Origin of the sequence: Epilithonimonas caeni DSM 17710 (assembly GCF_000426465.1) — a bacterium.
GTDB lineage: Bacteria > Bacteroidota > Bacteroidia > Flavobacteriales > Weeksellaceae > Epilithonimonas > Epilithonimonas caeni.
This window is the reverse complement of sequence record NZ_AUFK01000009.1, coordinates 679,318-706,248: the sequence shown is the minus strand read 5'-3', so window position 1 is coordinate 706,248 and position 26,931 is coordinate 679,318. Positions and strand designations below refer to the sequence as shown.

The window sequence follows — 26,931 nt, the reverse complement described above, 5'->3', positions numbered from 1 at the left end:
TTGTACTAATTCAAATCTTGAAGTGCATTTTTCAAAAACTGAATACTTGTCTTATTGATTTTAGATTGAGTTTGCGCATTATCCCATTGCGACAAAATCTCTTCCACAACTTCATCTTCACATTCATACTTATCTTCATCATCAAACATTACAGAAGTTGCAAAATGAATCAATTCTTCTTTGCTGACTTCATCAGAGAGGAATCTTTCACAGATCTTTATCAATTCTAATCGGGTTATGATCATATTTGGTTTTCAAATAACGATGACAAAGATAAACTTTTAGATTTTGAAAATTATTTTTAGGGCAGCTTAATCCGCCTTCCGCTCCCAATCTTTTTTGCAGAAGATTTCAATTTAGATAGAACTTACTGTCCACGCAAAAAAGGATTTCCGCTCAAGTCGGGCTGCGAGTAATTCGAATGTTCCTAATTTCTATCATATAGCTTCTCATACAACTTAATAAAATGCTCTTTTACGGCTTTTCTTTTCAGTTTTAGAGTAGGCGTGAGCAGTCCGTTGTCTTCGGTCCAGATCTCAGGTGTTAATTCAATTTTTTTGACTTGTTCCCATTTTCCAAGATGTTGATTGATCTTCTCGATTTCCTTTTCGATTTCAGATTTTAATTCTTTAGAACTGGCAATGTCTTCAAGAGAAGTCCCTACATTTATATTATTTTTTGAAGCCCAGGTTTTAGCATGTTCAAAATCAGGTTGAATTAATGCTGTAGGCATTTTTTCACCGTCACCAACGACCATGATCTGTTCGATGAATTGAGAGGCTTTTGCAAGATTTTCGATCACCTGAGGTGCAACATATTTCCCGCCGGAAGTTTTGAACATTTCTTTTTTTCTGTCCGTAATGAAAAGGAAATTATCCTCATCCAAAATTCCAATATCACCGGTTTTGAAGTAACCATCTTCTGTGAAGATCTGTTTTGTCTGTTCCTCATCTTTGTAGTAACCCTGCGTTACAGTTGGACCTTTCACCGTGATTTCCCCATCTTCCTGGATTTTCACATCGATATTTTTGATTGGTCTGCCAACCGAACCGATTTTTGTAAATTCAAAACTGTTAACTGCAATTACAGGCGAAGTTTCCGTCAATCCGTAACCTTCCAAAATCGGAATTCCGGCAGCATGAAACATGGTATTCAGACGTTTTGATAAAGCGGCGGAACCGGAAACCAATGTGATGAGATTTCCGCCCAAACCTTCCCTCCATTTGCTGAAAACGATTTTATCCGCAATGATGTGAGCCAAAGATTTTGAACTTCCCAATTTGTAATTTTCAGCAACTTTCAGGGACCAGAGGAAGATTTTGGCTTTGATTCCGCCGGACTCGGTTCCTTTTTTATAGATCGCATCATAGACCTTTTCCACCATTCTCGGTACAACCGTCATATATTGCGGTTTTACTTCCTTTAGATTTTCACTGAGTTTTTCATTACTTTCAGCAAAATACATAGAAATCCCGTTGGTTGTGAAAAGATACAGAATCATTCTTTCGTAAACGTGACAAAGTGGAAGAAAACTCAATGCTCTGTTTTTGGAATCCTTGTGCGGGATTCTGTCTTCACAGCCAATCACATCGGAAACAATGTTTTTATGTGTCAGCATTACGCCTTTTGGTTTCCCTGTCGTGCCGGAAGTATAAATAATCGAAGCCAGATCATCTTCAGAAATCGAATCTTTAATCGAATCAACTTCTTGCTGATTATCATTTTCTTTTCCTAAATCAAATAGTTCTTTCCAGTTTTTAGCATTTTCAACATTGTCAAATGTAAAGATCTCCTGCAAATCCGGTAATTGATTTTTAACCGAATTGATCTTGTCATATAATTTTGCATCAGAAACAATACAGATCTTAGAATCCGAATTTTCCAGATTATAAACACAGTCTTCAGCCGAAATGGAAGGATAGACCGGAACGGTCACGATGCCGATCTGTAAAGCCGCTTGGTCAAAAAAACACCACTCGACCCGGTTGTTGGAAGAAGTGATGGCAATTTTATCTCCCTTTTTGAGACCGTATTTCAATAAAGCTCTGGATAGCTGGTTTGTGATTTTGATATAGTCATCCGTTGAGATTTTCTCCCATTTCCCGTTTCTCTTGTCACAGATAAAATCATCTTTTTCGAAATGTTCTTTCGAATAATAAGGAATGTCGAAGATTCTTTTTACTTCCATTTTGTGATATGTTTTAAACTATCGTTTAACGCAAATATAAATAAATATGGAAAACCCTCAGAAAAAAAGCTATCCATTGGATAGCTTGTCATTATTCTTTGTACATTCTGTCGTATAGATCTTGAAATTCAGCTTTTATAGCCTTTCTTTTCAGTTTAAGGGTTGGCGTCAGAAGTCCGTCGTCGATCGTCCAGACTTTTGGGGTCAATTCAATTTTTTTGATCTGCTCCCATTTCCCGAGATGCTCATTGATTTTCTCGATTTCCTTTTCGATTCTAGATTTTACGGCTGGGTTCGCTGCAATTTCTTTATGAGAATCAATGATTTTTACATTATGCAGTTCTGCCCAATTTTTTGCATAAGCAAAATCCGGCTGGACCAATGCACAAGGCATTTTTTCACCGTCACCGACAACCATGATCTGTTCAATGAATTTGGAAGCTTTTGCCAAGTTCTCTATCACCTGAGGCGCAACAAATTTTCCTCCCGAGGTTTTGAACATTTCTTTTTTTCTATCTGTAATAAAAAGGAAATTATCTTCATCAAGATGTCCGATATCACCGGTTCTGAAATAACCATCATCGGTGAAAGCTTCTTTCGTTTTTTCCTCGTCCCGGTAATAGCCATCGAAAACAGAAGGTCCCTTTACAACGATTTCGCCATCAGATTCTATTCTAACTTTTACATTTTCAAGGGGAATTCCCACAGAGCCAACTTTCACTTTACCAAAGCTGTTGACCGAAATAACAGGCGAAGTTTCCGTCAAGCCATAACCTTCCAAAATTGGAATTCCGGCAGCGTGGAACATTGTGTTCAAACGTTTTGATAGGGCAGCAGAACCGGAAACCAACGTGATCAGATTTCCACCTAAACCTTCTCTCCATTTTTTGAAAACCAATTTGTCCGCAATGGTGTGCATAAATGTTTTTGGCTTTCCTAATTCGTATTTCTCAGCAATTCCTAAAGACCAAAGGAAAATCTTAGACTTCAATCCACCTGCAGCTGTTCCTTTGTTATAAATAGAGTCGTAAACTTTTTCCACCAATCTTGGAACAACCGTCATGTATTGAGGCTTCACTTCCTTCACATTTTCTCCAATTTTTTCGATGCTTTCAGCGAAATAGATAGAAATTCCATTACTTAGATATAGATAGAAGATCATCCTTTCGAAAACGTGGCAAATCGGAAGAAAACTAAGCGCTTTCATATCCTTATAATCAAGACTTTTATCTTTCGGGATTCTTGGCGTACTTGCAGTGACATTCGAAACCAGATTGTTGTGGGTCAGTTGAACACCTTTTGGTTTTCCTGTCGTTCCGGAAGTATAAATGATTGTAGCAAGATCTTCCGGATTGATAGATTTTGCCAGATCATCCACTTCAATTTGAGTTGCATCATTTTCCCCAAGGTCAAGGATCTCGTTCCAGTTGGGCGCACCATCAATATCATCAAATGTGAAAACTCCTACTAATGATGGGATGTTAGGTTTTGCATTTGTGATTTTTTTATAAAGGTCTGCATCGGAAACAAAGCAGTATTTGATTTCAGAATTATTGAAGATATAAACATAATCTTCTTCGGAAATGGTAGGGTAAACCGGAACTGTAACCACGCCGATCTGGGAAATTCCCAGATCCATCACGGCCCATTCTGTTCTGTTGTTAGAAGATATCAGACCAATTTTGTCGCCTGGTTTTATACCAAGCTTCAAAAGACCTCTAGAAATTTTGTTCCCTTGATTGATAAACTCAAGAGTAGATGTTTTGATCCAATTTCCGTTTTTCTTCGTGACAAGACAATCTTCTTTCGGAAATTTTTCGAAAGCAAGAGCAGAGAAGTCGAATATTCTTTTAACGTTCATAAAATATCTTTGTTAATATATTATTAAAATTGAGTTTACATTATCGTAAATATAATTTTTTTTTCTCAAACAACAAAATGCGACAATCTTCTTTGATTTTTTGCCAAAAAGTTTATATTTACGAACGAAAAATATAATAAAAAACTTATGGATTTCAATCTTACAGAAGAGCAAAAGATGATTCAGCAGGCCGCAAGGGATTTTGCACAAGCAGAGCTTTTGGAAGGCGTTATCGAAAGAGACAATGAACAAAAATTTCCTTATGATGCCGTAAAAAAAATGGGCGAAATGGGATTCCTCGGGATGATGGTTGACCCAAAATACGGCGGTGCCGGTCTGGATAGTGTTTCCTATGTTCTGGCAATGGAAGAGATTGCTAAAGTTGATGCATCTGCTGCAGTAGTAATGTCCGTTAATAATTCTTTGGTTTGCGCAGGTTTGGAAAAATTCTGTAATGAAGAGCAAAAAATGAAATATCTGAAACCACTTGCAAGCGGTGAGGTGATCGGCGCTTTCGCCTTGTCTGAGCCGGAAGCTGGTTCTGATGCGACTTCTCAGTCCACAACGGCAGAAGATAAAGGTGATCATTATCTTTTGAACGGAACCAAAAATTGGATTACAAATGGTGGAAACGCCACTTATTATATTGTAATTGCACAAACCAATCCAGAGAAAAAACATAAGGGAATCAATGCTTTTATTGTGGAAAAAGGTTGGGAAGGCTTTGTTGTAGGAAAGAAAGAGGATAAACTGGGAATCCGTGGCAGCGATACACATTCTCTAATGTTTACAGATGTTAAAGTTCCAAAAGAAAACAGAATCGGGGACGATGGTTTTGGATTCAATTTTGCGATGGCAGTTCTTAACGGTGGTAGAATAGGGATTGCTTCTCAGGCTTTAGGAATAGCTTCCGGAGCTTATGAACTGTCTTTGAAATATGCTAAAGAAAGAAAATCTTTTGGGACAGAGATCATCAATCATCAGGCAATCGCTTTCAAATTGGCTGATATGCATACAAGCATTATAGCTGCAAGAATGCTGATCTACAAAGCAGCCGCTGAAAAAGATGAAGGTAAGGATATCTCGGAAAGCGGTGCAATGGCAAAATTGTACGCATCTCAGGTTGCGATGGATACAACGATCGAAGCAGTTCAGATTCACGGTGGCTATGGCTATGTAAAAGAGTACCACGTGGAAAGAATGATGCGTGATGCGAAAATCACTCAGATTTATGAAGGAACTTCCGAAATTCAAAAAATTGTGATTTCCAGAGCTATATCAAAAAAATAACTAACTTTGGTCAACATTAAAAACACAGAGTATGAAATATCTTTGGATGACCTTAGCTGTAATTTTCTTATTCCTGGGCGTCTTCGTCTGGTGGAAATATTACTTTGTTTTCGGAGAAGGCATTAAGTCAGGATATCTCAATTATGCTGTGAACAAAGGCAACATCTTCAAGACTTACGAAGGAAAATTGATCCAGGAAGGCTTTGGAGCTGCAAAACCTGGTGCACCGATTGGCAGTAACCAATTCGAATTTTCTATTGAAAACGAAGCTGTTTTCAAACAATTGGAAATGAATAGCGGGAAATATTTTGACCTCCACTACAAAGAATATCACGGGACTTTGCCTTCGCGCGGGAACACCGTTTATGTTGTCGACAAAGTTCTTAATATGAAATAAAACTTAAACCTTTCTAAAAAGAAAGGTTTTTTTGTGAATTATAATTCAAAACAATTTTGAATTTTTAAATTTGTTTTGATTATTTTAGAAAATGTCGGAATTAAAAAAAATCAGGGAAAAACAAAATCTAACTCAGGAAGAATTAGCCGAAAAATCGGGGCTTTCCGTGAGAACAATCCAAAGAATCGAAGCTGGAACAGAACCAAAAGGTTATACCTTGAAAACTTTGGCCTCCAGTCTTGATGTTTCAGAAAGTGATCTATTAACTCCAGATGATCCGGTAGAAGGATCTGTTGCAGATATATCAATTGTTGAACAATCAATTTCAATAATAGAAAATGAACCAATTGAAAATCTCGGTTTAATTAAAATAATCAATCTTTCTTCGCTTCCGTTATGTTGGTTTCCGATTGCCAATTTTCTCCCACCTCTGTTGATAATGCTAATTTCAAAACAGAGATCTCCAATCATCCGACAAATCATTTCGCTTCAGATCATTCTGGCGATTATTGCTCCGATTATCTTTTTTCTGGTTGCTTTTTTAAAGCTTGGAAGTGGGTCTGTAATGGTGACGATGATTTCATTGACCTTAGCAAATGTCTATATTATCCTGAGAAACGCTTACGAATTAGATAAAAAGCAAAGTCTTTATTATAAGCTGAATTTCAGTATGATATGAAGCCGACAGGTGATTGTCGGGTTTTTGTCGGGCTGTTTTTTTGAATTAAGATCAATTAATTCTGAACCTTTGTCAAAAATTAAAACAATGACAAAACAACTCGGGATCATCTTTCTAATTCTACTATTCTCTATCGGAAATCTTAATGCCCAAATCGATAAAAGTTCACCTTTATTTTTGGAACTCAAAAAACAGGACAGCATTTTCTTCGAACGAGGATTTAACGGTTGTGATATCGCTTACTTGGAAAAATCGGTGGATGATAACCTGAAATTCTATCACGATAACGGTGGCTTTCAGGATAAAAAATTATTCTTGGAAAGAACAAAACAAAATATTTGTGGAAATCCCAACCAAAAACCGATCCGGAAAGTTATTGAAAACAGCCTGGAAGTTTTCCCATTGTACAACAATGGAGAATTATACGGTGCCATTCAAACCGGGGAACATCGTTTTTATATTCGTGAAAAACATAAAGAAGACGTTTTGGGCGGTCAGGCAAAATTCACTTCGGTCTGGACAAAGAAAAACGAGAATTGGGTAATGAGCGATGTTCTAAGCTATGACCACGGTGAAGCTAAGTTAAATGGAACCGATAACAGCATCGAACAATTGTTGAAAGATAATCATATTCCTACTTTAGGCTTGGGTGTAATTGAAGATGGGAAATTAAAACAAATAAATGTTTATGGAACTCAAGACGGCAAAAACCCCGCGGCTTATAATAACCTTTTCAATGTAGCATCTTTAACCAAACCTGTAACGGCGATAATGGTTTTGCGCTTGGTAAGTCTTGGTAAATGGAATCTTGATGAACCACTTTATAAATATTGGACAGACCCGGATATCGCAAAAGACGTAAGACACAAAAAACTGACAACGAGATTAATATTAAGCCATCAGACAGGTTTCCCAAATTGGAGGTGGATGAATAAAGACAATAAATTGACCTTCGAATTTGAACCGGGAACGAAATACCAATATTCAGGAGAAGGTTTTGAATATCTGAGAAAGGCCATCGAAAATAAATTTCATAAAAGCCTTGAAGAATTGGGCAAGGAACTCATTTTCCAACCACTTGGGATGAGCGATACGAGTTACATCTGGAATGAGAAAAAGGATGCTCACAGAATTGTTATCGGTTTTGATGAAAATTTAAAACCTTATGATATTGTAAAAAACAAAACGGCTAATGCAGCAGATGATTTGACTACGACCGTAGAAGACTATGGGAATTTTTTGATGGCTGTGATGAATAATGAATTGCTTTCCAATCCAATTTTTGAAGCGATGAAAACCAAACAAATTGACACCAAAAAGGATAAATTTTTCGGACTTGGTTTTGAAATCTATGATTTAGGAAATGGTGAAACTGCTTTGTCACACGGCGGTTCCGACAAAGGTGTGAATACAATTGTTTTTCTTTTACCAAAAACCAAACAAGGCCTCATCATTTTCACCAACGTGAATGACGGTTATAAAATTTATGGTCCGATTCTTAAAAAATATCTTGGAGATAAAGGTGAAAAAATCATTGAAATTGAAACCAGGTAAACTGACTTTTTGAAGCCTATAAATGGATAAAATAATTACAGTCAATAAATTTTAACTGTAATTATTTTTGTTACAATTAAAATTTATTCTAAATTTGCACAATGAACAACACAAGATTTGCAACCGCTATCCATATTTTAACACTTCTTGCACAAAACGGGCAAGAATGGTTAACTTCCGACTGGATTGCCGGAAGTGTAAACGTAAATCCTGTGATTGTCCGCAAAGAATTGATCAATTTGAAAAAATCCGGTTTGGTGGAAAGCCGGCAAGGAAAAGAAGGTGGGGTAAGAATTGCCAAAAACCCTGAACAAATCAGTATTTCTGAAATTTATGAATCAGTAAAAAATACAGAAGTTCTAGGGAAGAAGAATCAAAATCCCAATCCGCTTTGTAGTGTTGGGAAAGATATTAACAAAAATCTGAGCCTTTTATTCAATGATACGGATGATCTGGTTCTCCAGTTTTTGAAAAAGAAGAAGCTCTCGGATTTTAGTGATCAATTCAGATAAAAATTTTTTTAATACAAAATGTAACAAAATATATTACAATTAATTAAGAGTTATTATTATGAACAAAAAAGTAGCAGTAATCGGAGCAACAGGCTTCGTAGGAAAACAAGTTGTGAATGAATTGGCGAACAGAGGTTATACTGTGAACGCCATTGCAAGAGACAGCTCAAAAGTGGAAACGAAAGATAACGTAATTGCAACAAGCGCAGATGTGAACAATGTAGATGAATTAGCAAAAGTACTTGAAGGAAGCGATGCTGTAATCAACACATTCAATGCAGGTTGGACAAACCCGAATCTTTATGATGACTTTTTGAACGGTTCCAGAAACATCGAAAAAGCAGTTGAAAAATCAAGTGTTAAAAGATTCATCACAGTTGGTGGCGCAGGAAGTTTGTTCATCGATGAAAAACAATTGGTAGATGGCCCCGATTTTCCGGCAGATATCAAGCCTGGAGCAACAGCTGCCAGAGACTATCTGAACGAAATCAGAAAGAATGAGACTTTGGACTGGACTTTCTTTTCTCCCGCAATCGAGATGCATCCTGGAACAGCTGGTGTGAGAAAAGGAACTTACAGAACGGCTTTGGAAAATCCGGTCTTCAACGAAGAGGGAAGAAGCATTCTTTCTGTGGAAGATGTTGCTGTGGCTTTGGTGGACGAATTGGAACAAAACAAATTCGTTAAACAACGTTTTACGGCAGCTTATTAAAACTCGATTTTTATATGTAAGCGAAACCCTTTCAAAATTTTGAAAGGGTTTTTTATGTTTTTTAATCTAAAGTCTGATGTCTAATATCTAGAATCTATTTTTCATAAACCAAATAGCCATAAGCAGGAAGACTTACATCCGAGCCCTTTATGAACTCAGCTTTGCTATTTGTAAATACATTTTTATATCCTCCTGTCGAATTGTCATCTTCCAGTTTGAAATTAACAGAATCTTTGGTTGTATTAATAATAACCAGAACCTCGCGCTCTCCATTTTTTCTAAGATAAGCTAAGATCTTATCATTAGCAGTGGTATTGATCCAAAAGGTCGTAACAGCCGGATCACCGCCACGTAATGCCGGATTTTCAGATTTCAAAGTAAATAGAGTTTTATAGAAATTTTCCAATTCATATTTTCCGTTCCAAGGAATAGGGTCTTTCTCGAAGAATTCCAGACGTTTGGTTTTCATAGGTAATTCCTGACCGTTGTAGAGTAGAGGAACACCATTCCAGGTAGCTGAAAAAACGGCTAATGCTGGTGCGAAATCTCCATATTTCTCATATTCTGTTCCGTTCCATGAGTTTTCATCATGATTGCTTGTGAACCAAGCTCTCATAGAATTATCTCCAATCTTGGAATATTGTTCCAAAAGATTTTTGAGTTCAGAAAGCGGAAGGTTTTTCTTGTAAAAATCTTCAGAAAGATGCATCCATTTCCAGCTGTAACTGGCATCGAAAACTTTTCCGTAATCCGGATTTTCCAGCTCATCGAATTCTCCTAAAAAGAAAAGCGGCTTCAGTTTTTCGACTTCTGGCCTTGCCTGTTGCCAAAAATCCACTTCTACCCAGCTTGCAAGGTCACATCGGAATCCGTCTATATTGGTTTCTTTTACCCAATATTTCATGGCATCTATCATTGCCAGACGCATTTCTTTATTAGAATAATCCAGTTCTATGATATCGTCCATCCCGCTGGCTTTGTGGAAACTTCCGTCCGCATCTTTCAGGTACCATTCTGGATGGGATTTTGTCCAAACATGGTCCCAACCTGTGTGATTGGCAACCCAGTCGATGATCACTTTGAATCCCATTTTGTGAGCTTCGTTTACCAAATGTTTGAAGTTTTCCAAAGTCCCGAATTCCGGATTGATGCTCGTGTAATCGTAAGCAGCATATTGGCTTCCCAAGCTTCCTTTTTTGTTGAGCTGGGCAATTGGTGTGATCGGCATAAACCAAAGTGTTTCCACGCCCATTTTCTTAAGTCTTGGAAGTTCTTTTTCAAAAGCGGCAAAAGTTCCTTCTTGCGTGTATTGTCTTACGTTAACTTCATAGATGTTGGTGGTGCGTTTCCATTCTTGTGGTAGTTCCATTGTATGATTCTGGGTTTTACAGGATAATAATAAAGCGGCGATTGCCGGAAGAAGAATCAGCTTTTTCATTGCTAAATTTTAAAGTCTATTTTGTAAATGTAATGAAAATAAAAAAGCCCGAAAAATTCGGGCCTGTTAATATTTTATAAAACCAGGATCAATCTTCATCATCTTCTTCGAAGATATCGTTGTATCCTTCGTCTTCTTCGTCATCATTATAATCGTCATCTTCATCTTCGAAGCTTGCTTCTTTGAATTCTGCATCGAAATCTCCAAAATCATCATCCATAAATATGGCAGATCTTTTGGATGATTTGCCATTATCACTTCCGTTTTTGCTTGGTGCTTTCAATGGCACATTCCCGAATCTGTAAACTGTAAGTGGATAATTAACGGCAGTCTTTTCATCTACGATCTCCAATAATTCGCAGAAAAATTCCCAAAGTTCTATAAACCCATACTGGAATCTCATTTTGCTCCCAACAGCGGGGAAACCTTCCGGCAAATAGATGTCTGACATTATTTCGCCATCGCCGTCATCACTCATATCTTCCAAAGGAATAGCGTTTCCTTCATTCCATTCATCATCAGAAAAATAAAAAGAAGACAACTCCTCACCCGGCAGATTGAAGGCACTTTTTATACCCAGATGCAGATTCCAAAGTGTTTGTTTTTCTTTGACCTCGATGTCTCGGAAGATTGTCTCTTTGGCGTCTAGAATTACTCTTACCTTATAAACCATTTTCGTTTTACTTTAAACTTTATATTACCTTGATTAATGTTGCAAATATAAAACAAATGAAATTCCATAAAAGTTTCTTGGAAATTTTTTTTCAAAAAAGTTTTTTTTAAATTCAGCGCATCGGTTGATGTCTATCGATGTATAAAAGAGAGTTTGTTTTTTTTGATTTTTCCAGGAAAGGTTTCGATAATTTGAATTTGAATTTTGTTCCGGAAAGATAAACACTTTCTACAGAAATACTCTGTTTATGGGCCTCCATAATATGTTTCACTATAGCGAGACCAAGACCTGAACCGCCTTCTTTCCTGTTTCTACTGGATTCTACACGATAGAAGCGTTCAAAGATTCTCGGCAGATTTTCTGGCTTGATTCCCATTCCATTGTCTTCCACAGAGATGTGTATGCTTTTCATTCCTTCCCGTGTTGAAACAATGATCTGCGCCTCTTCTCGATTGGCATATTTCACGGCATTAGAAATTAGGTTGATCAAGACCTGGGAGATCCTTTGCTTGTCTGCAAAAACAAAAAGTTGAGATTGGGTGGTCTGTAGCTGCATTGTCATAGAATGTTTTTCGGCATCCATTTCCAGAAGGTCGAAAACTTCCTGAATCAAATAATTAATATCAAAGGTAGAATATTTGAGCTCGATTTGTCCGGCTTCAAAACGATTGATCATATCCAGGTCCTTTACGATATTAAGGAGTCGCTCAACAGACTTATCAATTCTTTCAAGATATTTGTCTCTTATATTAAGGTCTTCCACACCGCCTTCCCGCAATGTTTCTATATAACCTTGAATCGAAAATAATGGAGTTTTCAGTTCATGGGAAACATTTCCGATATATTCTTTCCGATAGTCTTCCATCTCTTTCATCATATCGATCTCGGCATTTTTCTGATTCATCTCGTGAACTTTTTCCCCAAGTTCCTTGAATCCAATGTCTGTATCAAAATCATGGATAATATCTTCGGGAAGAATATTTGTGATCCTCCTGATCTGATTTTTGCTATAAAAGCTGAACAGAAACTCTAAGACAAAATAGTTGAGAATGAATACAAACCATAAAGTAAATATCAGGAAATAATTGAAGTCCTTGGTTTTGAAATAAACATCATCCGTATAAAACTCGAAAAGTAAGACAACTCCGCCTACAACACCTACCAATAAGAGTGATGCAGTAACAGATAACCAATTGATTTTTAAAGAATTCCTAAATCTCATTTCAAAAAAAAGATTTTCTAGAAAGAAAATCTTAAACTACTAATTTATAACCTATTCCTTTGAGGGTCTGTATTGTATTGATGCCGAGTTTTTCTCTTAGTCTTCTGATGTGGACATCGATTGTCCTTTCTCCCACGATCACATCATTTCCCCAAACTTTTTCCAAGATCTCTTCTCTTTTGAAAACTTTCTCTGTGTTGGAAGCTAAAAGATAAAGCAAATCGAACTCTTTCTTTGGTAGCAAAAACTCTTCCTTCCCTTTCGACACTTTGAAATTATCTTTATCAATGATCAGGTCACCGAGTTCTATATAATTTGAATTTTCCTGCGAATTAGCACCCATCTGTAATAAAGCAGCCACTTTGGAAACCAAAACTTTTGGTTTGATCAGTTTTACAATATAATCATTGGCACCAGCCTGATAGCCTGCTAATTGAGAGAACTCCTCACTTCTTGCTGATAAAAATACGATCAGGGTCCTTTGTAATTCTTTGATCTTGCGAAGGTCCTGACAAGTTTCGATCCCGTCTTTTTCCGGCATCATCACATCAAGAAGAATAAGGTCTGGTAAGATCTCTTTTGCCTTTTCTATACCTTCGTTCCCGTTTCCGGCGGTAAAGACTTGATAACCTTCTTTTTCCAAATTATAAGAGATGATTTCCAGAATGTCCTGCTCATCATCAATTAAAAGGATTTTTTTACGATTCATTTCGATTTATTAATTATCCCAAAATTAAAAAAAAATGAACTCTGTATCACTAAATGTTTAAAGTTCACACAAATTTAACATTTACAAAATAAAAAAGTTATGTTTTAAAAGAATTTTTGACATCAATATTTATCTATTTTTATAAGATGAAATCGTTTTATTTTTTGAGGAAATTAAGTTAAATTTGCACTTCATGTTCAGATTATGGAAGAAGAAGAAAAAAAATCACTCAATTTTATTGAGCAAATTATAGAAGACGATCTGGAAAACGGTTTAGACTCATCTAAGCTGCGTTTCAGATTCCCACCGGAACCCAATGGTTATCTTCATATTGGTCATACAAAGGCCATCTGTATCAACTTTGGGCTGGGGCAAAAATATAATGCACCCGTCAATCTTCGTTTCGATGATACCAATCCTGCAAAAGAAGAACAGGAGTTTGTGGATTCGATCAAAGCTGATATTGATTGGTTGGGTTTCAAATATGATCAGGAATTATACACTTCAGATTATTTTGAGCAATTATATGTTTGGGCTGTTGAGATGATCAAAGAAGGGAAGGCCTATGTAGATGAGCAATCTTCCGAAGATATTACTGCTCAGAGGAAAAGCCCTTTCGAACCAGGAATAGATTCTCCTTTTAGGAATCGTCCGATAGAAGAAAGCCTTGAGCTTTTTGAGAAAATGAAGAACGGGGAATTCGAAGAAGGCGCAATGAGTTTGCGTGCAAAGATCGATATGGCTTCTCCGAACATGAACATGCGTGATCCCGTGATGTACAGAATCCTGAAAAAACCGCATCACAGAACCGGCGAAAAATGGAAGATCTATCCGATGTACGATTGGGCGCACGGAGAGTCTGATTATATCGAGCAAATTTCACATTCATTATGTTCACTTGAATTTGAAAATCACCGTCCACTTTACGAATGGTATCTGGATCAGGTGTATGATAATAAAAGTGTTGCACCAAAACAGAGAGAATTTGCAAGGATGAATGTTTCCTATATGGTAACATCCAAAAGAAAACTTCAAAGATTGGTTACAGAAGGAGTAACGACTGGCTGGGATGATCCAAGGATGCCTACAATTTCGGGACTTCGAAGAAAGGGTTATACTCCTACGTCGATCAAGAACTTTATTGAAAGAGTGGGTGTTGCGAAAAGAGAAAATCTTATCGATATCCAACTTTTGGAATTCTCTGTAAGAGAAGACCTTAATAAAGTGGCGACCAGGGTAATGGCGGTTGTAAATCCTGTTAAATTGATCATCGAGAATTATCCTGAGGATAAGGAAGAATGGCTGGAGACTGAAAACAATCCTGAGGATGAAAATGCAGGAACAAGAGAAGTTCCTTTCTCAAAAGAAATCTATATTGAAAGAGAAGATTTCAAAGAAGAAGCCGATAAGAAATTTTTCCGATTGAAATTGGGTGGAGAGGTCCGATTGAAAGCGGGTTACATCATCAAGGCTGAGAGAGTTGAGAAAGATGCCAACGGCGAGATCACAACAATCTATGCGACCTATGATGAAGATTCAAAATCGGGAAGCGGAACTGAGGCAAGTCTTAGAAAAGTGAAAGGAACACTTCACTGGGTTTCTGCAAAACATGCTTTACCAATCGAGATCAGAACTTACGAAAGATTATTCACTACCGAACAACCTGATGCTGAGAAAGAAGTAGATTTTATGGATTTCATTAATCCTCAATCGCTAAGAATTACTTATGGTTTTGCGGAACCAAGTTTAAAAGATGCAACCCTGGAAGACCATTATCAGTTCCAAAGAATCGGATATTATATAAAAGATAGAGATTCTTCTGATGAAAAATTGGTCTTTAACAGAACAGTTACACTTAAGGATGGATACAAACCTTAATTAAGTTAGGAATAAAATATTAAATTGAAAATCAGTCGTTTGGCTGATTTTTTTTGTTTCGATGTAATGAAAATTATTCTGCTATTGTCTTATCTCCAAGTAAGATAAAACTATGAAAACTAAATTTGGGATTCTTCTATTGATCTTTTTCTGTGTGCAGTTATCTGCGCAGAAAACTGTCGCATCGGATAGTATTTCGAGGAAAAAATTACAGGCAATAAAAAAAGATCAGACCGTAAAAATAGACGGTATCCTGGATGATGAGATCTGGAGAAATATACCTGTTGCCACCAACTTTGTAGAACGTCAGCCCAACAACGGAAGACCACAGGCGGACAGTTTGAAAACTGAGGTCAAATTCCTGTACGACGACACAGGTTTATATATTGCGGCTCAGATGTATGACCCGGAACCTCTCAAAATTTTAAAAGAATTAACGGAAAGAGACAACATTGCCAACGATGATTTTTTCGGGATAATTATCAACGGGTATAATGACCATCAGCAAAGTTTGGAATTCATAGTTACTGCAGCAGGAGTTCAGGTTGATGGCAAATTGACCACCGAGAACGAAGATATGTCTTGGAATGCAGTCTGGTACAGTGCCGTAAAGATCAATGAAAAAGGCTGGGCTGTTGAAATGAAGATCCCTTTTTTCGAGCTGCGTTTTCCTAAAAAAGATATACAGGAATTTGGCCTTAATATGATTCGGAAGATCAAGAGAACCAATACGATGTATGATTGGAATCACGTTGACAATCAGAAAGGAAATTATACTTTATACGATGGCGTCCTAAATGGTGTTGCTGAAATCAAAACACCAACAAGGCTCTCTTTCACGCCTTATTTTTCAACATATGTCAATAGTTTTGACGGTAAAACGGAAATGAATGTGAACGGTGGAATGGATTTGAAATACGGAATCAATGATGCTTTCACATTTGACATGACATTGATTCCTGATTTTGGACAAGCTAACTTTGATAATTCGATTCTTAATTTAACACCATTTGAACAACAATTTGCAGAGCAACGTTCATTTTTTATGGAAGGAACAGAACTTTTTAGCAAGGGAGATATGTTCTATTCCAGAAGAGTGGGAGGAAGTCCGTCAAGATATCCTGATACAACAGAAAATGAAACGGTTACTGAATATCCTTCAAAAGTCAAATTATTCAATGCTTTTAAAATTTCCGGGCGTACAAAGAAAGGCCTGGGAATTGGAATTTTCAATGGCGTTACCGAGAAAATGGAAGCAACGATCCAAGATGATCAGACCGGAGCCATAAGAAAAGAAGTTGTAGAACCCTGGACCAATTACAATGTTTTGGTTTTCGATCAGCGGTTTGGAGGTAATTCATCGATAACTTTGGTCAACACGAATACTACGAGAACAGGAGATTTTCGAGATGCGAATGCGACAGGGATTTTGTGGAATATCGCCAACAAAAAGAATACTTACAATTATTACGGGAATTTCAAGGGAAGCTGGGTAATGGACGGCGATACCAAATTTGGCAATAGAGGGACCGTGGGGATTGGAAAATTTTCTGGGAAGAACAGATTTGAGGCTAATGCCAATTATGTGAGCAAAGATTGGGATATCAACGATCTGGGATTCTCCACAAAAACCAATTATGGAAATCATAACGTCTGGTACGGGTACAGAATTCTTCAGCCGACCGGAAAACTCAATAATATGTATCTGAATTTCAATTTGAATTATTATCACAGGCTGGAATCCTTCCTGAATCAAAAACTGGTTTTCAATCATAATAACTCATTTACAAATAAGAAGTTTCAGAGTTTTGGCGGCGGGGTAGAGTTCACACCTTATGGCGAAAAAGATATCTATGAACCAAGGACATTCGGGAGATATTTGAAAGTTCCCGGTTACTTTGACAGCTGGCTTTGGTTCGAGAGCGACAGTCGAAAAAAACTTCAGTATAACATTACGGTTGATTATTATGCCTATGACCAGAAAGGCAGAAATTATGTGGTTCCGTCATTATATCTGCGTTACAGAGCTTCGGATAAACTGAATTTGATCTGGCAGTTCAATCCTGTTTTCAGTAATAATGAAGTTGGATATTCTGGGAAAGATTCTGATAACATCTATATGGGAAGAAGACAGAGAAATACTTATGAGAATGCCATCACAGGACAATATACGTTCAATGAGAAAATGACTTTGGCACTGGCTTTCAGACATTATTTCTCCGATGTGACCTACAAGCAGTTTTATATTCTAGATCATGACGGAAGCTTAAATGCTAACACAGCTTACCAGCCGAACCTGAACGGAACGTACAATTCCTGGAATGTTGATCTGCGTTATTCCTGGTGGTTTGCGCCGGGTAGCCAGTTGACTTTGCTTTACAGAAATGCGACAAGCAATTATTTGGAAGTTTCCAGAATGAAATTCAAAAATAATTTTGATGAACTCTTCAACGCACCGATGATCAACAATTTTTCACTTAGGGTTACTTATTTCTTAGATTATAACCGCATGAAGAGTTGGTTTTAAGATTTAGAATCAAGATACAAGATAAAAGACAAACTCCATTTCAATATTGAAATGGAGTTTTTATATCATTCATCATTAATAATTATAGAACGTCTCTGATATCCTCATTCTTCTGAAAAGTAGCTTTGGCAAAAGGACAAAGCGGGATGATCTTTAAATTGTTTTCCCGCGCAAATTCCACGGCCTGATACACCATTTCTTTTCCTACGCCTTTTCCATTGTAAGCAGGTTCTACCTCTGTATGATCGATTATGAATTTATCGGGTCCAGCCCAAGTGTAGGTCATTAGTCCAGCCTGTTTACCGTCAAACAGTGCGACAAATTCACCATGTTTTTCTCCGTTGTTTTGTATTACTTCCAGCATTTTTTATTTGAGTTTTGTTAATATTTCTATATCATTGGTCAATATTTTATGGATAGGACAAGCGTCGGCGATCTTAAAAAGCCTGTCTCTGATATCCTCGCTTACTTCCGTTTCCCCAAAATCTATGATCCTGCAAAATTGAGCTGTTTTGGTCTGCGGATAATTCTCCAGGTCTACTTCCACATTGATCATTGGGATTTCCCAGCCTTTTCTGTCAATGTACATTCTTAGTGTTGCTGCGGTACAGCTTGCCAAAGATGTTGCAAGAATCTCAAAGGGGTTGAAGCCTTTGTTTCCGCCACCTTTATCAACTGGCTCATCTGTGATCAGAGTATTTTCTCCGGCAATTACTTCAGTATAATATTTTTCTGTCCCCAGACTGGCTTTTACTTTTACTCCCATCATTAAGAATTTAGTTTATAGCTCAATGCGCCAGAAGGACATTTTGATAGTTGGTCTTTCAACTCTTCTGTGGTTGCATTTTCTGGTTTTATCCAAGGTCTGTCCTTCGGATTATAAACTTTCGGAAGCATTTTTACACAAACAGCAGCATGAATACAAACTTTTGGCTTCCAAAGGATCGTTATTTCTCCTGTATTATATTCGTGGGTTTCCATTAGACCTGATCTTTAAAGTTTTTGATTTTAGTATTAAGTTCACTCAGCAATTTTGGTTCGATAACGCCATTGTCCGAATCAAAATTCTCATAGAATTTGGGAAGAGAAAATGTCTCTTTGATGTCCGCTCCAAATTGAGGGAAAAACTTGGAAGCTTCTGCCATTACATTCCCACCTCCAAAACCTCCGGGTGAAGTTGTCATCAGGAACATTGGTTTATCCTGAAAAACTTTCACGTTGATTCTGGAGGCCCAATCAAATATATTCTTGAAAGCCGCACTATAGGAACGGTTGTTTTCTGCCAAAGAACATATGATGACATCAGAATCTCCTATATTTTTCAGAAATCTGTGTGCTTCTTCCGGGAATCCGTTTTTCTCCAGATCTACTGAAAAAACAGGCATCAGAAAATCATTAAGGTCGATTAGATTAATTTCCTCATTGGGAAAACTCTTAAGGACAAATCTTACCAATTGTTTATTGATAGATGTTGAAGAATTGCTTCCTGCAAATGCGAATATTTTCATAGTTTGAATTTTAAATAATTAAAGTTGCCCGTATCCACCGAATTTTTCGTCAACAATAGCTTTCCATTCCGGATGCTTTTTGATGTATGCAAAAACATAAGGGCAAAATGGCAAAAGTTTTTTTCCGCTTTCTTTGATGTATTCCAAAGTCTTTTCTACCACTGCAGTGGCGGCACCGGTTCCTGCCAATTCCGGCTCTGCTTCTGTGTGAACCAATGCGATCTGATGTTCTCTTTCACCATAATTGATAAAGGCAAAATGTCCATCGATTTCTATTTCGAAACGTTTTTTGGTTTCATTTTTTACTAAAGGAATGGCTTCAAATTCTGTTTTCATATTTTATTTCTTTAAAGTTAGTAATTATTTGATTCAAAATTATAGAAACTAAAAATGCTGTAAATTGATGTAGGATATTTTCGTGAAGAATTGATTTTGAATAAAAAAAATCCTGTGAAAATTAATTCACAGGATTTCATCAAGGTTAAAAATTAAATAATTATCTGTTTTTTGGTGTTTCTTATGATTTGACCTTATTATAAGTTGTGATCAGGTCTTTAATTCTTTTTAGTTTTTCTGCTTCATTTGAAGGAAGATTCCCTATTCTATAATAAAAATTCCTTATTCCCTTTTTAGTGAGGATTCCTATGACCATTATATGGTGTAGAATAGCCTTTTCTGTATTCATAGAAACAACCTTGTATAGGGATACTTCTAAAACAGGTCTGCGAACCCTAGAAAGCGGGTGACTGTATTTTACAGAAATGATCTGTTCAGAAACATCCAAAGAAAAACTCTTAAGTGTTGTTATTCTCCAAATGCATAATATGAAGATAGCTATGCTAAAACTATACAAAACGATATTATCAATGGCGAAAATTTTTTTCCCAAACAACAGAAATACAATATCCAATAGAATAATAAAAAGAAAGCCATACATCGCCATAGCGATTGATTTTCGGTTATCTATTTTCATTTTTCAATTTGTTATCAGTATCATTTACAGAGTCAAAAGACTCTGTAATCTGATACTTTTGATTTCATAATTGTGTTTTAAGAATCTTTATTTTTGGAAATTCATCATTTGTGTTTTTGAGATTTTTCCTTCAAATTGTGTTTTTATATCCCTTACAGAGCCAAAAGGCTCTGTTAAAGGATACTTGATTTTCATCAATAGTGTTTATGAATGTGTTTTTGTGTTTTTAGTAAAAATTATAAAACCTTTCGATCATATAACTTATACTTAAGATTTCATCACCTGTGTTTCTAGAATCTTTGTGCTTTTTTAATTGTAATAATTACTCAAAATTTCATCATTTGTGTTTTTATTTTCGATATTAGTAATTCATCATTTGTGCTTTTAGAACCCTATTTTCGATTTTTTTTAACAATTATAATTAGCTCTTTTTGTTGGTACAAATTTACTAACATACAGAATTAGGGTAACTATAAAAGTGTTAGATATATATCGCTAAACTTGTAGATATTTATCTACAAAAAAGGTTGACCTTCATGATCAACCTTTGTTTTTTATATAAGTAGTTAAGCGTCTAAAAATCTAATAATGATTTTTGATCAACTCTATAAGTTCTACAATATTTTCTATGTCTAGCTTTTCGAAGATCCTTTTCTTTATTGTGCTTACAGTATTTTGTTTGATATCCAGTTTGTTGGCGATTTCCAGGTTACCATAGCCTTCTGCGTACATCTCTGCGATCTGTAGTTCTCTGTCGGTCAAAGAAAATAACGGATTGATCAAATTTCTATTCCGTATAGAATTCATTAATAGGGCCTGTGTGACAGGAGAGATGTATTCTCCGGTCTTTATCATTTTTGATATGGCGTATTTTACATCTTCTTCTTCGCTCAGCTTACTAAGGAATCCGTTTGCCCCGGCATTGATGAATTTTAAGGATTGTGTATTTTCATCTATTCCGGAGAATATCAGTATTTTGACCTCGGGTCTTATATTTTTGATGTCAGATAATATGCTGAGACTGTTTCCATCGGGAAAGTGAGCATCTATAATAGCAATGTCGATAGGGTTGGATTGTATAGATTCCAATATCTTTTGCAATGTGGAAGCATGGAAAATCCCACAATCCAGTTCCATTTCTTCCAAAAGAAAAACGATACCTTGCCTTATCAGGCTGTGATCATCTGCAAGTAAGAAATTGATAGGTCTATCTAATTGATTCATTTATTGATTTTCAAATTAACAGAAAAGCTTACTGTTGTCCCGTGATTCAGTTTGCTATCTACAGATATTTTTCCAGAGTACAATTCTATAATTTCCTTACAAAGACTTAGTCCTAGGCCTGCTCCCAGATTTTCTACATTTTCAGACAGTACACCTTGATAGTAGGGTTCAAATATTTTCTCAAGGTCAGATTCTGAGATTCCCGCCCCTGTGTCTGTTATTTTTGTAACTAGCGAAATTGTATTTTCATCTATAGATTCTGTTTTGGTATCTACGGTTATCTGTCCGTTCTCGGTAAACTTGTTGGCATTTCCAAGGATATTCATAAAAACCTGATTGATCTTTGTATTATCAGAATAAACGACGATACTGGGGTCAATATTTTTGTTAATGACAAATTTATTATTTCTGGTTTCGATATAAGGCTCTATGGAGGTGAGGATAGAATCTATTTCATCGCTAATATTAAAAACTGTCGGGATTAGTTTGTTTTCAACTTGTTGGTTTTTTGTATATTCCAAAATTTGATTAGCCTGCATCAATAGGGTATTATTTGTAAAGCTTATCGATTTTAGATATTCTTTTATACTTTCGTCTGTGGTTTTTTTATTAATTCTGTTGATAAAAATTCCAATGATCTTGAGTGGGGACCTGAGTTCATGACTTAGCATGCCCAAAATTCTATTTTTGAAATTAAGGTTTTCTTTGATCTGGTCATTAGCGACTTTCAACCGTTTTTCATATATGAAAGCAATTCTTGTCAGGAACATGATCAATATAGAGACAATGAACATCAGGATCATAGCTCCCAGAACCAGATAGTTTCTGATATGATTGCTTTTGGAAGTTTGTTTTTCATATTCCTTTTCAAGTTCCGACTTAGAATCTTTGATGGCCATCCCATAGATGTTCATCAGGTCATTACTGTATATTAGAAGATTGTTGAAGGTCTTGAAAAATTTTTCATTATGGTTTTTATTATTGGTAATGTTGACCTGTATCCTTTGGACCTCTTTGGAGTAGTGGTTATTGATCGTCCTCATGATACTGTCCATATCAGACTTTATCCTTTCGCCGGTGGTCTGTCCCCCGTTTTTAATTGTAATGATGGTGTTTTCTTTCTGTACGTCAACTTTTCCGGCTATTGCATCACCGATCCTGCCGAACAGCCCCTTCTTTTTCACGCTGTCAGAAACGGTCTTTGTCTCTATATTGAATTTCTCATAATTATAATTGTTGAGATCAAATTTTTTAAGGGTCGGAGCATTGTTTTCCCGGATTTTAAAACTTGATCTGGAAGAAAATTGATAGGTCGAATCCGCCAGAAGTTTTAATTTCCTGAATTCAGAAGAATCTTGTTTCTGAGGAAGGACAACATTTTCTAATCCTGGATTTTTATAGCTGTTGATGCTGTCCAGGTTTTTAGTGAGTTTATCAACAGATTGGAAATAATACTCCAAATATTTCCGGTCATTGGTAATAAGGTATTTTTGGAAGTAGTCCTGGGAATTTACCAATTCTTTCTTGGAATCATCTGTCAGGTTTTCGATGGAATGGATTTCATTCAATTGATTTTCTATAAACTTCAGATTTTTTTTATTCCTGAACTCATTGTAAAAAAAACTGCCTATAATGACTTGTATCAGAAGAATGCAGATAATAAGAAAATAATGGACAATCTTTCTCGATTTGAAACTCAACGGGCGTAAATGATTGTTCTTTGATTTCATATTTGTGCTATTTATGTTTTTTATTGATTTTCATTTTATAAAAATGACAACCATAATTTGTAAAATTAAACAATATTATAAAAATACCACTTTATAAATTTTCTTTTTCTAAAAATTAAATAATATAAAACACTACTATATAAAATTATTAAAAAATCCTATAAAAATTAATTTACAGGATTTGATTTTATTATGCAATATATAATTTATTACATTGTTTTGAACTGCTCCAGCATTCTTATATCATTCTCAAAGAACATTCTGATGTCACTCATTTGGTAAAGAAGCATTACGATTCTCTCGATTCCCATTCCAAAAGCGTATCCTGAGAATTTGTCAGGATCAATGTTTACATTTCTAAGAACTGCAGGGTCAACCATTCCACAACCCATGATTTCCAGCCATCCAGTTCCTTTCGTGATCCTGTAATCGGTCTCAGAATTCAGTCCCCAATAAACATCAACTTCTGCGCTTGGCTCTGTGAAAGGGAAATATGAAGGCCTCATTCTGATCTTCGATTTTCCGAAAAGCTCAGTTGTGAAAAACTGAATGGTTTGTTTAAGGTCTGCGAAGCTCACATTCTCATCGATGTACAAACCTTCAATTTGATGGAAAATACAATGAGAACGGGAAGAGACCGCTTCATTACGGAAAACACGTCCTGGAGACAAGATTCTCATTGGCGGTTCGTTGTTTTCCATATGTCTGATCTGTACAGAAGAAGTGTGCGTTCTCAGTAAAACATCAGGATCTTGCTCGATGAAGAACGTATCCTGCATATCCCTCGCCGGATGATATTCCGGAAGGTTAAGTGCGGTGAAGTTATGCCAGTCATCCTCAATCTCAGGTCCGTCTGCAACAGCAAAACCGATGGATTTGAAGATGTCAATGATTTTATTTTTAACAAGGTTGATTGGATGACGAGAACCTAATTCCAAAGGAAAAGCAGGTCTTGTAAGGTCTTCTTTTTCAAGGGTCATTTTACTTTCCGAAGAAGATCTCAGTTCTTCCAGTTTCTCATTTACAGAGTTTCTTAAGATGTTGATCTTCTGTCCAAAATCTTTCTTCTGCTCATTGGGAATTTGTTTCAAGGATTCATAGAAATCGTTCATGATCCCTTTCTTTCCATTGAATTTTAGTCGGAACTGTTCTATCTCATCCTTTGCAGAAGATTGGAAATTTTGCACTTCCAACAGCAGGTCATCAATTTTCTCTAGCATTATTCTTATAAAAAATAGACTGCAAAAATACGATTTTTAAACTAAAAATAAACTGCTTTTCGGTAAAAACAATTTCATTTTAAAAACAAAACCCTTTCCAGAGTTTCAAACTCTGAAAGGGTTTTGTTTGATCATATTGATTATTGAATCGATTATTTCTTTTCAATGGCCTTAACTTTCATCTGAACATTGATTTCATTCTTGATCAAGCCTTCTGCGGCAGGCATTTGAAATTTAATTCCGAACTCATCCCTGTTGATGTCTTTTGGCTCAGTTGCAATACTCAATTCGCCGTCCTTTAATTTTACGTTCGCATTAAAGGTAGCCGGCTTAGTGATACCTTTCAAGGTCAAGTTTCCGTCTAGAACGGTGTTGTAATCGCTCCCGGCAGTGGCTTCTGTTACTTTTGTGATTTCGAAAGAAGCTGTCGGGAATTTTGCGGTGTCGAAGAAATCTGCACTTTTCAGATGCCCAAGCAGTTTTCCGTTGGATTCGGCATCTTTCAGGTCTTCATTGGTCAAAGAATTCATATCAACCACGAATTGTCCGCTTTCCAGTTTATTGTCTTTTACAGTTACTTCGCCACTTTCGAATTTCAAATTTCCAATGTGGCTGGTATTATCAGATTTTACAACTTTGAAACCTTTCCATTCAGCTTTACTATTCAATGTATCTACAACATAAACTTGTCCGTCTGTCGTTGTCAAAACTTCATTGCTTTCACTGGTCACTGGTTTGTCTTTTCCGCAAGAAATAATAAATACCGAAGCGGAGATCAATAAAATTGCGGATATTAAAGTTGTCTTTTTCATAAAGAAATTTTTAAATTATATCTAAATTTGTGTTTTTGCTAAAATAATAAAATTATTACGATTTCAACCACTAATTTTGTAAGATGTTGTTAGAAGTTAAAAACCTGTATTTCAATTATCAGGCCGATAAGCCGCTGTTCCAAAATCTTAATCTCAGTGTAGATGAAGGTCAAATTATTGCTTTGGCAGGGGAAAGTGGTTGTGGCAAATCTACATTGTTGGGTCTTATTTATGGTTTGATGGATTGGCAGGATGGCGAAATCATCTTTGAAGGGCAAAAGTTATTAGGACCAAAGGGAAATCTTGTTCCCGGCGAAGCGCAAATGAAATTCGTTGCTCAAAATTATGATTTGATGCCCTACGGAACGGTTTATGATAACGTTGGGAAATATATTTCCAATATTAATTTAAAAGCAAAAAAAGAAAAGGTAGAAGAATTGTTGGACGTTGTGGGACTTACTGAATATGCCAAAGTAATACCGAAAAACCTGAGTGGCGGGCAACAGCAGCGTGTGGCAATTGCTAGAGCTTTAGCGATTCTCCCGAAGATGCTTTTGTTGGATGAGCCTTTCAGCAATCTGGATTTTTCCCGCAAGTTTGAGTTGAGAGACAAGCTTTTCCATTATGTGAGACAAAATAATATGAGTCTTCTTATTTCGACACATAATCTGGAAGAAGTTTTGCCCTGGGCCGATAAGATTGTGGTTTTGCAGCAAGGACGACTGATCCAAAATGACTCTCCAAAAGAAACTTATGAAAACCCTTACAACGATTATGTTGCGAAGCTTCTTGGCGAGGTCAACATTTTCTCGGAAGAAGAAAAAAATAAATTGAATTTAAAGAAAACCAATTACTTCCCTCATCAGATCAAAATCGCTGAAAGTGGAGTAGAGGCAAATGTTTCTGACAGTAGGTTTGCAGGTTCTCATTACAGAAATAAATTGATGATCAATGATAAACCGATCATTTTGTATTCAGATGAATTTTTAGAAGGGAAGGTCAATCTACAATTTTAGCAAGTAACTTATCAATAGGGTATTTTATAATAAGTGAATTCAAAAATCTTTGCGGATTTTGCCTCCAAATTCCCCGGTAATAATTGTAAAATGAATATTTTTTTAGTTTTGTGGATAAAATATGGATAACTTATAGATTTTCAGTTTGTTGAATCGAGAAAAAAATCTAATTTTGATAAACGGAAAATACATCAGGAAATTTTTGGTTAATTCTCTTTCTGCCTTAGAGACTGGAAATTAGTTTCGCTTTCTGCGAACAATCAAAGTCTTTGAAAGTTTACCCTGCCAAATTTTTCCTTTTTTTGTAATATATCTGAAAGGCTTCGACCCCGTTCAGCTTGACATTTAATATTGGATCTGTCACACTGGGCAGAGTCGAAGATGTCTTAAAATTAAATTATCAAGCTTTCTTAACAAACTCAGACTTCAAAGCCATTGAACCAAAACCGTCAATTTTGCAATCGATATTATGGTCGCTGTCAGGCCTTAGTCTGATATTTTTCACTTTTGTTCCTGCTTTTACAGGTTTTGGAGCGCCTTTTACGGGTAGATCTTTAATGACAATTACAGAATCTCCATCTTGCAACTCTTTCCCAAGGGAATCGTAGATCTTACCTTCCGAAGAAATTTCTGCAGGGTCCCATTCATAGAAACATTGGGAACAAACTTGTAAATTATCTTGCTCGTAAGTGAATTCGGACTGGCATTTTGGACAAAGGATTGTATCGCTCATAATTGGTTTTTGGTTTATTGTTGCTAGTATTTGGTTTTGTAGACCAACAAATTGCAAAGATAACCAAATTGCTAA

Annotated in this window: 27 protein-coding genes; 9 read left to right on the top strand and 18 right to left on the bottom strand. The window is 36.3% G+C overall.

Features of this window, described 5'->3' with window-relative positions:
• Positions 1–5: 5 nt before the first annotated feature.
• From K319_RS0104435 to K319_RS0104425, 3 genes are all read right to left on the bottom strand, one after another.
• The gene (locus K319_RS0104435) at positions 6–245 is read right to left on the bottom strand and encodes a hypothetical protein (protein ID WP_027382536.1); all 240 of its coding nucleotides are present in this window, start codon (positions 243–245) and stop codon (positions 6–8) included.
• 182 nt (positions 246–427) lie between these two features.
• Entirely contained in the window at positions 428–2,188 is a 1,761-nt protein-coding gene (locus tag K319_RS0104430; protein WP_027382535.1) for an AMP-dependent synthetase/ligase, read from the bottom strand.
• Positions 2,189–2,279: 91 nt separating this feature from the next.
• A complete protein-coding gene (locus tag K319_RS0104425; protein ID WP_027382534.1) occupies positions 2,280–4,049 on the bottom strand; it encodes an AMP-dependent synthetase/ligase in 1,770 nt (589 codons plus the stop codon).
• Between the two features lie 147 nt (positions 4,050–4,196).
• Between K319_RS0104425 and K319_RS0104420 the strand changes: the two genes are divergently transcribed.
• The 6 genes from K319_RS0104420 (at position 4,197) to K319_RS0104395 (ending at position 9,193) form a co-directional block, all read left to right on the top strand.
• Complete coding sequence (locus tag K319_RS0104420) at positions 4,197–5,339, top strand: acyl-CoA dehydrogenase family protein (RefSeq protein WP_027382533.1); 1,143 nt, start codon at positions 4,197–4,199, stop codon at positions 5,337–5,339.
• A 31-nt stretch (positions 5,340–5,370) separates the two neighbouring features.
• Positions 5,371–5,736, top strand: coding sequence for a hypothetical protein (locus K319_RS0104415; protein WP_027382532.1), 366 nt, complete (start codon positions 5,371–5,373; stop codon positions 5,734–5,736).
• A gap of 91 nt (positions 5,737–5,827) precedes the next feature.
• Positions 5,828–6,415 (top strand): helix-turn-helix domain-containing protein, encoded by a 588-nt coding sequence (locus tag K319_RS0104410; protein ID WP_027382531.1) that lies wholly within the window; start codon positions 5,828–5,830, stop codon positions 6,413–6,415.
• 87 nt (positions 6,416–6,502) lie between these two features.
• Complete coding sequence (locus K319_RS0104405) at positions 6,503–7,969, top strand: serine hydrolase (RefSeq protein ID WP_027382530.1); 1,467 nt, start codon at positions 6,503–6,505, stop codon at positions 7,967–7,969.
• 101 nt (positions 7,970–8,070) lie between these two features.
• The gene (locus tag K319_RS0104400; protein ID WP_027382529.1) at positions 8,071–8,481 is read left to right on the top strand and encodes an Rrf2 family transcriptional regulator; all 411 of its coding nucleotides are present in this window, start codon (positions 8,071–8,073) and stop codon (positions 8,479–8,481) included.
• 58 nt (positions 8,482–8,539) lie between these two features.
• Positions 8,540–9,193, top strand: coding sequence for an NAD(P)-dependent oxidoreductase (locus tag K319_RS0104395; RefSeq protein ID WP_034671348.1), 654 nt, complete (start codon positions 8,540–8,542; stop codon positions 9,191–9,193).
• A gap of 94 nt (positions 9,194–9,287) precedes the next feature.
• Here K319_RS0104395 and K319_RS0104390 read toward each other — a convergent pair whose 3' ends face one another.
• From K319_RS0104390 to K319_RS0104375, 4 genes are all read right to left on the bottom strand, one after another.
• A complete protein-coding gene (locus K319_RS0104390) occupies positions 9,288–10,631 on the bottom strand; it encodes an alpha-amylase family glycosyl hydrolase (protein ID WP_027382527.1) in 1,344 nt (447 codons plus the stop codon).
• A gap of 88 nt (positions 10,632–10,719) precedes the next feature.
• A complete protein-coding gene (locus K319_RS0104385; RefSeq protein WP_027382526.1) occupies positions 10,720–11,304 on the bottom strand; it encodes an IS1096 element passenger TnpR family protein in 585 nt (194 codons plus the stop codon).
• 112 nt (positions 11,305–11,416) lie between these two features.
• On the bottom strand, positions 11,417–12,526 hold the full coding sequence (locus tag K319_RS19775; RefSeq protein WP_051230420.1) for a sensor histidine kinase: 1,110 nt from the start codon (positions 12,524–12,526) through the stop codon (positions 11,417–11,419).
• Between the two features lie 31 nt (positions 12,527–12,557).
• Positions 12,558–13,235, bottom strand: a complete 678-nt coding sequence (locus K319_RS0104375; protein ID WP_027382525.1) for a response regulator transcription factor — start codon at positions 13,233–13,235, stop codon at positions 12,558–12,560.
• Positions 13,236–13,439: 204 nt separating this feature from the next.
• Here K319_RS0104375 and K319_RS0104370 point away from each other — a divergent pair, with 204 nt between their 5' ends.
• Both K319_RS0104370 and K319_RS0104365 read left to right on the top strand, forming a co-directional pair.
• Positions 13,440–15,113 carry a glutamine--tRNA ligase/YqeY domain fusion protein gene (locus K319_RS0104370; RefSeq protein ID WP_034671345.1) on the top strand — a complete coding sequence of 558 codons (1,674 nt, stop codon included), beginning with the start codon at positions 13,440–13,442 and terminating at the stop codon, positions 15,111–15,113.
• 112 nt (positions 15,114–15,225) lie between these two features.
• On the top strand, positions 15,226–17,640 hold the full coding sequence (locus K319_RS0104365; protein WP_027382523.1) for a DUF5916 domain-containing protein: 2,415 nt from the start codon (positions 15,226–15,228) through the stop codon (positions 17,638–17,640).
• Positions 17,641–17,722: 82 nt separating this feature from the next.
• Here K319_RS0104365 and K319_RS0104360 read toward each other — a convergent pair whose 3' ends face one another.
• The 10 genes from K319_RS0104360 to K319_RS0104310 form a co-directional block, all read right to left on the bottom strand.
• Positions 17,723–18,004, bottom strand: coding sequence for a GNAT family N-acetyltransferase (locus tag K319_RS0104360; RefSeq protein WP_213083429.1), 282 nt, complete (start codon positions 18,002–18,004; stop codon positions 17,723–17,725).
• Positions 18,005–18,007: 3 nt separating this feature from the next.
• Positions 18,008–18,406, bottom strand: coding sequence for an OsmC family protein (locus K319_RS0104355; protein ID WP_027382521.1), 399 nt, complete (start codon positions 18,404–18,406; stop codon positions 18,008–18,010).
• A gap of 2 nt (positions 18,407–18,408) precedes the next feature.
• Positions 18,409–18,621 (bottom strand): (4Fe-4S)-binding protein, encoded by a 213-nt coding sequence (locus K319_RS0104350; RefSeq protein WP_027382520.1) that lies wholly within the window; start codon positions 18,619–18,621, stop codon positions 18,409–18,411.
• On the bottom strand, positions 18,621–19,148 hold the full coding sequence (locus K319_RS0104345) for an NADPH-dependent FMN reductase (RefSeq protein ID WP_027382519.1): 528 nt from the start codon (positions 19,146–19,148) through the stop codon (positions 18,621–18,623). Before K319_RS0104345 ends, K319_RS0104350 begins: the two co-directional genes overlap by 1 nt.
• Before the next feature lie 18 nt (positions 19,149–19,166).
• On the bottom strand, positions 19,167–19,484 hold the full coding sequence (locus K319_RS0104340) for a GNAT family N-acetyltransferase (RefSeq protein ID WP_027382518.1): 318 nt from the start codon (positions 19,482–19,484) through the stop codon (positions 19,167–19,169).
• Positions 19,485–19,665: 181 nt separating this feature from the next.
• Complete coding sequence (locus K319_RS0104335; RefSeq protein WP_027382517.1) at positions 19,666–20,121, bottom strand: hypothetical protein; 456 nt, start codon at positions 20,119–20,121, stop codon at positions 19,666–19,668.
• A gap of 582 nt (positions 20,122–20,703) precedes the next feature.
• On the bottom strand, positions 20,704–21,345 hold the full coding sequence (locus tag K319_RS0104325) for a response regulator (RefSeq protein ID WP_027382516.1): 642 nt from the start codon (positions 21,343–21,345) through the stop codon (positions 20,704–20,706).
• Positions 21,342–23,075: a sensor histidine kinase gene (locus tag K319_RS0104320; RefSeq protein ID WP_027382515.1), complete on the bottom strand. Its 1,734-nt coding sequence runs from the start codon at positions 23,073–23,075 to the stop codon at positions 21,342–21,344. Before K319_RS0104320 ends, K319_RS0104325 begins: the two co-directional genes overlap by 4 nt.
• 209 nt (positions 23,076–23,284) lie before the next feature.
• Positions 23,285–24,295 (bottom strand): phenylalanine--tRNA ligase subunit alpha, encoded by a 1,011-nt coding sequence (gene pheS, locus K319_RS0104315; RefSeq protein ID WP_027382514.1) that lies wholly within the window; start codon positions 24,293–24,295, stop codon positions 23,285–23,287.
• A 152-nt stretch (positions 24,296–24,447) separates the two neighbouring features.
• On the bottom strand, positions 24,448–25,107 hold the full coding sequence (locus tag K319_RS0104310; RefSeq protein WP_027382513.1) for a YceI family protein: 660 nt from the start codon (positions 25,105–25,107) through the stop codon (positions 24,448–24,450).
• An 83-nt stretch (positions 25,108–25,190) separates the two neighbouring features.
• Between K319_RS0104310 and K319_RS0104305 the strand changes: the two genes are divergently transcribed.
• Positions 25,191–26,123, top strand: a complete 933-nt coding sequence (locus K319_RS0104305) for a sulfate/molybdate ABC transporter ATP-binding protein (protein ID WP_027382512.1) — start codon at positions 25,191–25,193, stop codon at positions 26,121–26,123.
• 400 nt (positions 26,124–26,523) lie between these two features.
• Here K319_RS0104305 and K319_RS0104300 read toward each other — a convergent pair whose 3' ends face one another.
• Complete coding sequence (locus tag K319_RS0104300) at positions 26,524–26,856, bottom strand: zinc ribbon domain-containing protein YjdM (protein WP_027382511.1); 333 nt, start codon at positions 26,854–26,856, stop codon at positions 26,524–26,526.
• Between the last annotated feature and the right edge of the window lie 75 nt (positions 26,857–26,931).

Coding starts and splice junctions, on each gene's coding strand:
- K319_RS0104395 (WP_034671348.1), top strand. CDS start 8,540: ATGAACAAAAAAGTAGCAGTAATCGGAGCAACAGGCTTCGTAGGAAAA.
- K319_RS0104390 (WP_027382527.1), bottom strand. CDS start 10,631: ATGAAAAAGCTGATTCTTCTTCCGGCAATCGCCGCTTTATTATTATCC.
- K319_RS0104340 (WP_027382518.1), bottom strand. CDS start 19,484: ATGAAAACAGAATTTGAAGCCATTCCTTTAGTAAAAAATGAAACCAAA.
- K319_RS0104310 (WP_027382513.1), bottom strand. CDS start 25,107: ATGAAAAAGACAACTTTAATATCCGCAATTTTATTGATCTCCGCTTCG.
- K319_RS0104320 (WP_027382515.1), bottom strand. CDS start 23,075: ATGAAATCAAAGAACAATCATTTACGCCCGTTGAGTTTCAAATCGAGA.
- K319_RS0104425 (WP_027382534.1), bottom strand. CDS start 4,049: ATGAACGTTAAAAGAATATTCGACTTCTCTGCTCTTGCTTTCGAAAAA.
- K319_RS0104370 (WP_034671345.1), top strand. CDS start 13,440: ATGGAAGAAGAAGAAAAAAAATCACTCAATTTTATTGAGCAAATTATA.
- K319_RS0104375 (WP_027382525.1), bottom strand. CDS start 13,235: ATGAATCGTAAAAAAATCCTTTTAATTGATGATGAGCAGGACATTCTG.
- K319_RS0104325 (WP_027382516.1), bottom strand. CDS start 21,345: ATGAATCAATTAGATAGACCTATCAATTTCTTACTTGCAGATGATCAC.
- K319_RS0104420 (WP_027382533.1), top strand. CDS start 4,197: ATGGATTTCAATCTTACAGAAGAGCAAAAGATGATTCAGCAGGCCGCA.
- K319_RS0104345 (WP_027382519.1), bottom strand. CDS start 19,148: ATGAAAATATTCGCATTTGCAGGAAGCAATTCTTCAACATCTATCAAT.
- K319_RS19775 (WP_051230420.1), bottom strand. CDS start 12,526: ATGAGATTTAGGAATTCTTTAAAAATCAATTGGTTATCTGTTACTGCA.
- K319_RS0104360 (WP_213083429.1), bottom strand. CDS start 18,004: ATGCTGGAAGTAATACAAAACAACGGAGAAAAACATGGTGAATTTGTC.
- K319_RS0104435 (WP_027382536.1), bottom strand. CDS start 245: ATGATCATAACCCGATTAGAATTGATAAAGATCTGTGAAAGATTCCTC.
- K319_RS0104305 (WP_027382512.1), top strand. CDS start 25,191: ATGTTGTTAGAAGTTAAAAACCTGTATTTCAATTATCAGGCCGATAAG.
- K319_RS0104430 (WP_027382535.1), bottom strand. CDS start 2,188: ATGGAAGTAAAAAGAATCTTCGACATTCCTTATTATTCGAAAGAACAT.
- K319_RS0104365 (WP_027382523.1), top strand. CDS start 15,226: ATGAAAACTAAATTTGGGATTCTTCTATTGATCTTTTTCTGTGTGCAG.
- K319_RS0104355 (WP_027382521.1), bottom strand. CDS start 18,406: ATGGGAGTAAAAGTAAAAGCCAGTCTGGGGACAGAAAAATATTATACT.
- K319_RS0104410 (WP_027382531.1), top strand. CDS start 5,828: ATGTCGGAATTAAAAAAAATCAGGGAAAAACAAAATCTAACTCAGGAA.
- K319_RS0104400 (WP_027382529.1), top strand. CDS start 8,071: ATGAACAACACAAGATTTGCAACCGCTATCCATATTTTAACACTTCTT.
- K319_RS0104300 (WP_027382511.1), bottom strand. CDS start 26,856: ATGAGCGATACAATCCTTTGTCCAAAATGCCAGTCCGAATTCACTTAC.
- pheS (WP_027382514.1), bottom strand. CDS start 24,295: ATGCTAGAGAAAATTGATGACCTGCTGTTGGAAGTGCAAAATTTCCAA.
- K319_RS0104335 (WP_027382517.1), bottom strand. CDS start 20,121: ATGAAAATAGATAACCGAAAATCAATCGCTATGGCGATGTATGGCTTT.
- K319_RS0104350 (WP_027382520.1), bottom strand. CDS start 18,621: ATGGAAACCCACGAATATAATACAGGAGAAATAACGATCCTTTGGAAG.
- K319_RS0104405 (WP_027382530.1), top strand. CDS start 6,503: ATGACAAAACAACTCGGGATCATCTTTCTAATTCTACTATTCTCTATC.
- K319_RS0104385 (WP_027382526.1), bottom strand. CDS start 11,304: ATGGTTTATAAGGTAAGAGTAATTCTAGACGCCAAAGAGACAATCTTC.
- K319_RS0104415 (WP_027382532.1), top strand. CDS start 5,371: ATGAAATATCTTTGGATGACCTTAGCTGTAATTTTCTTATTCCTGGGC.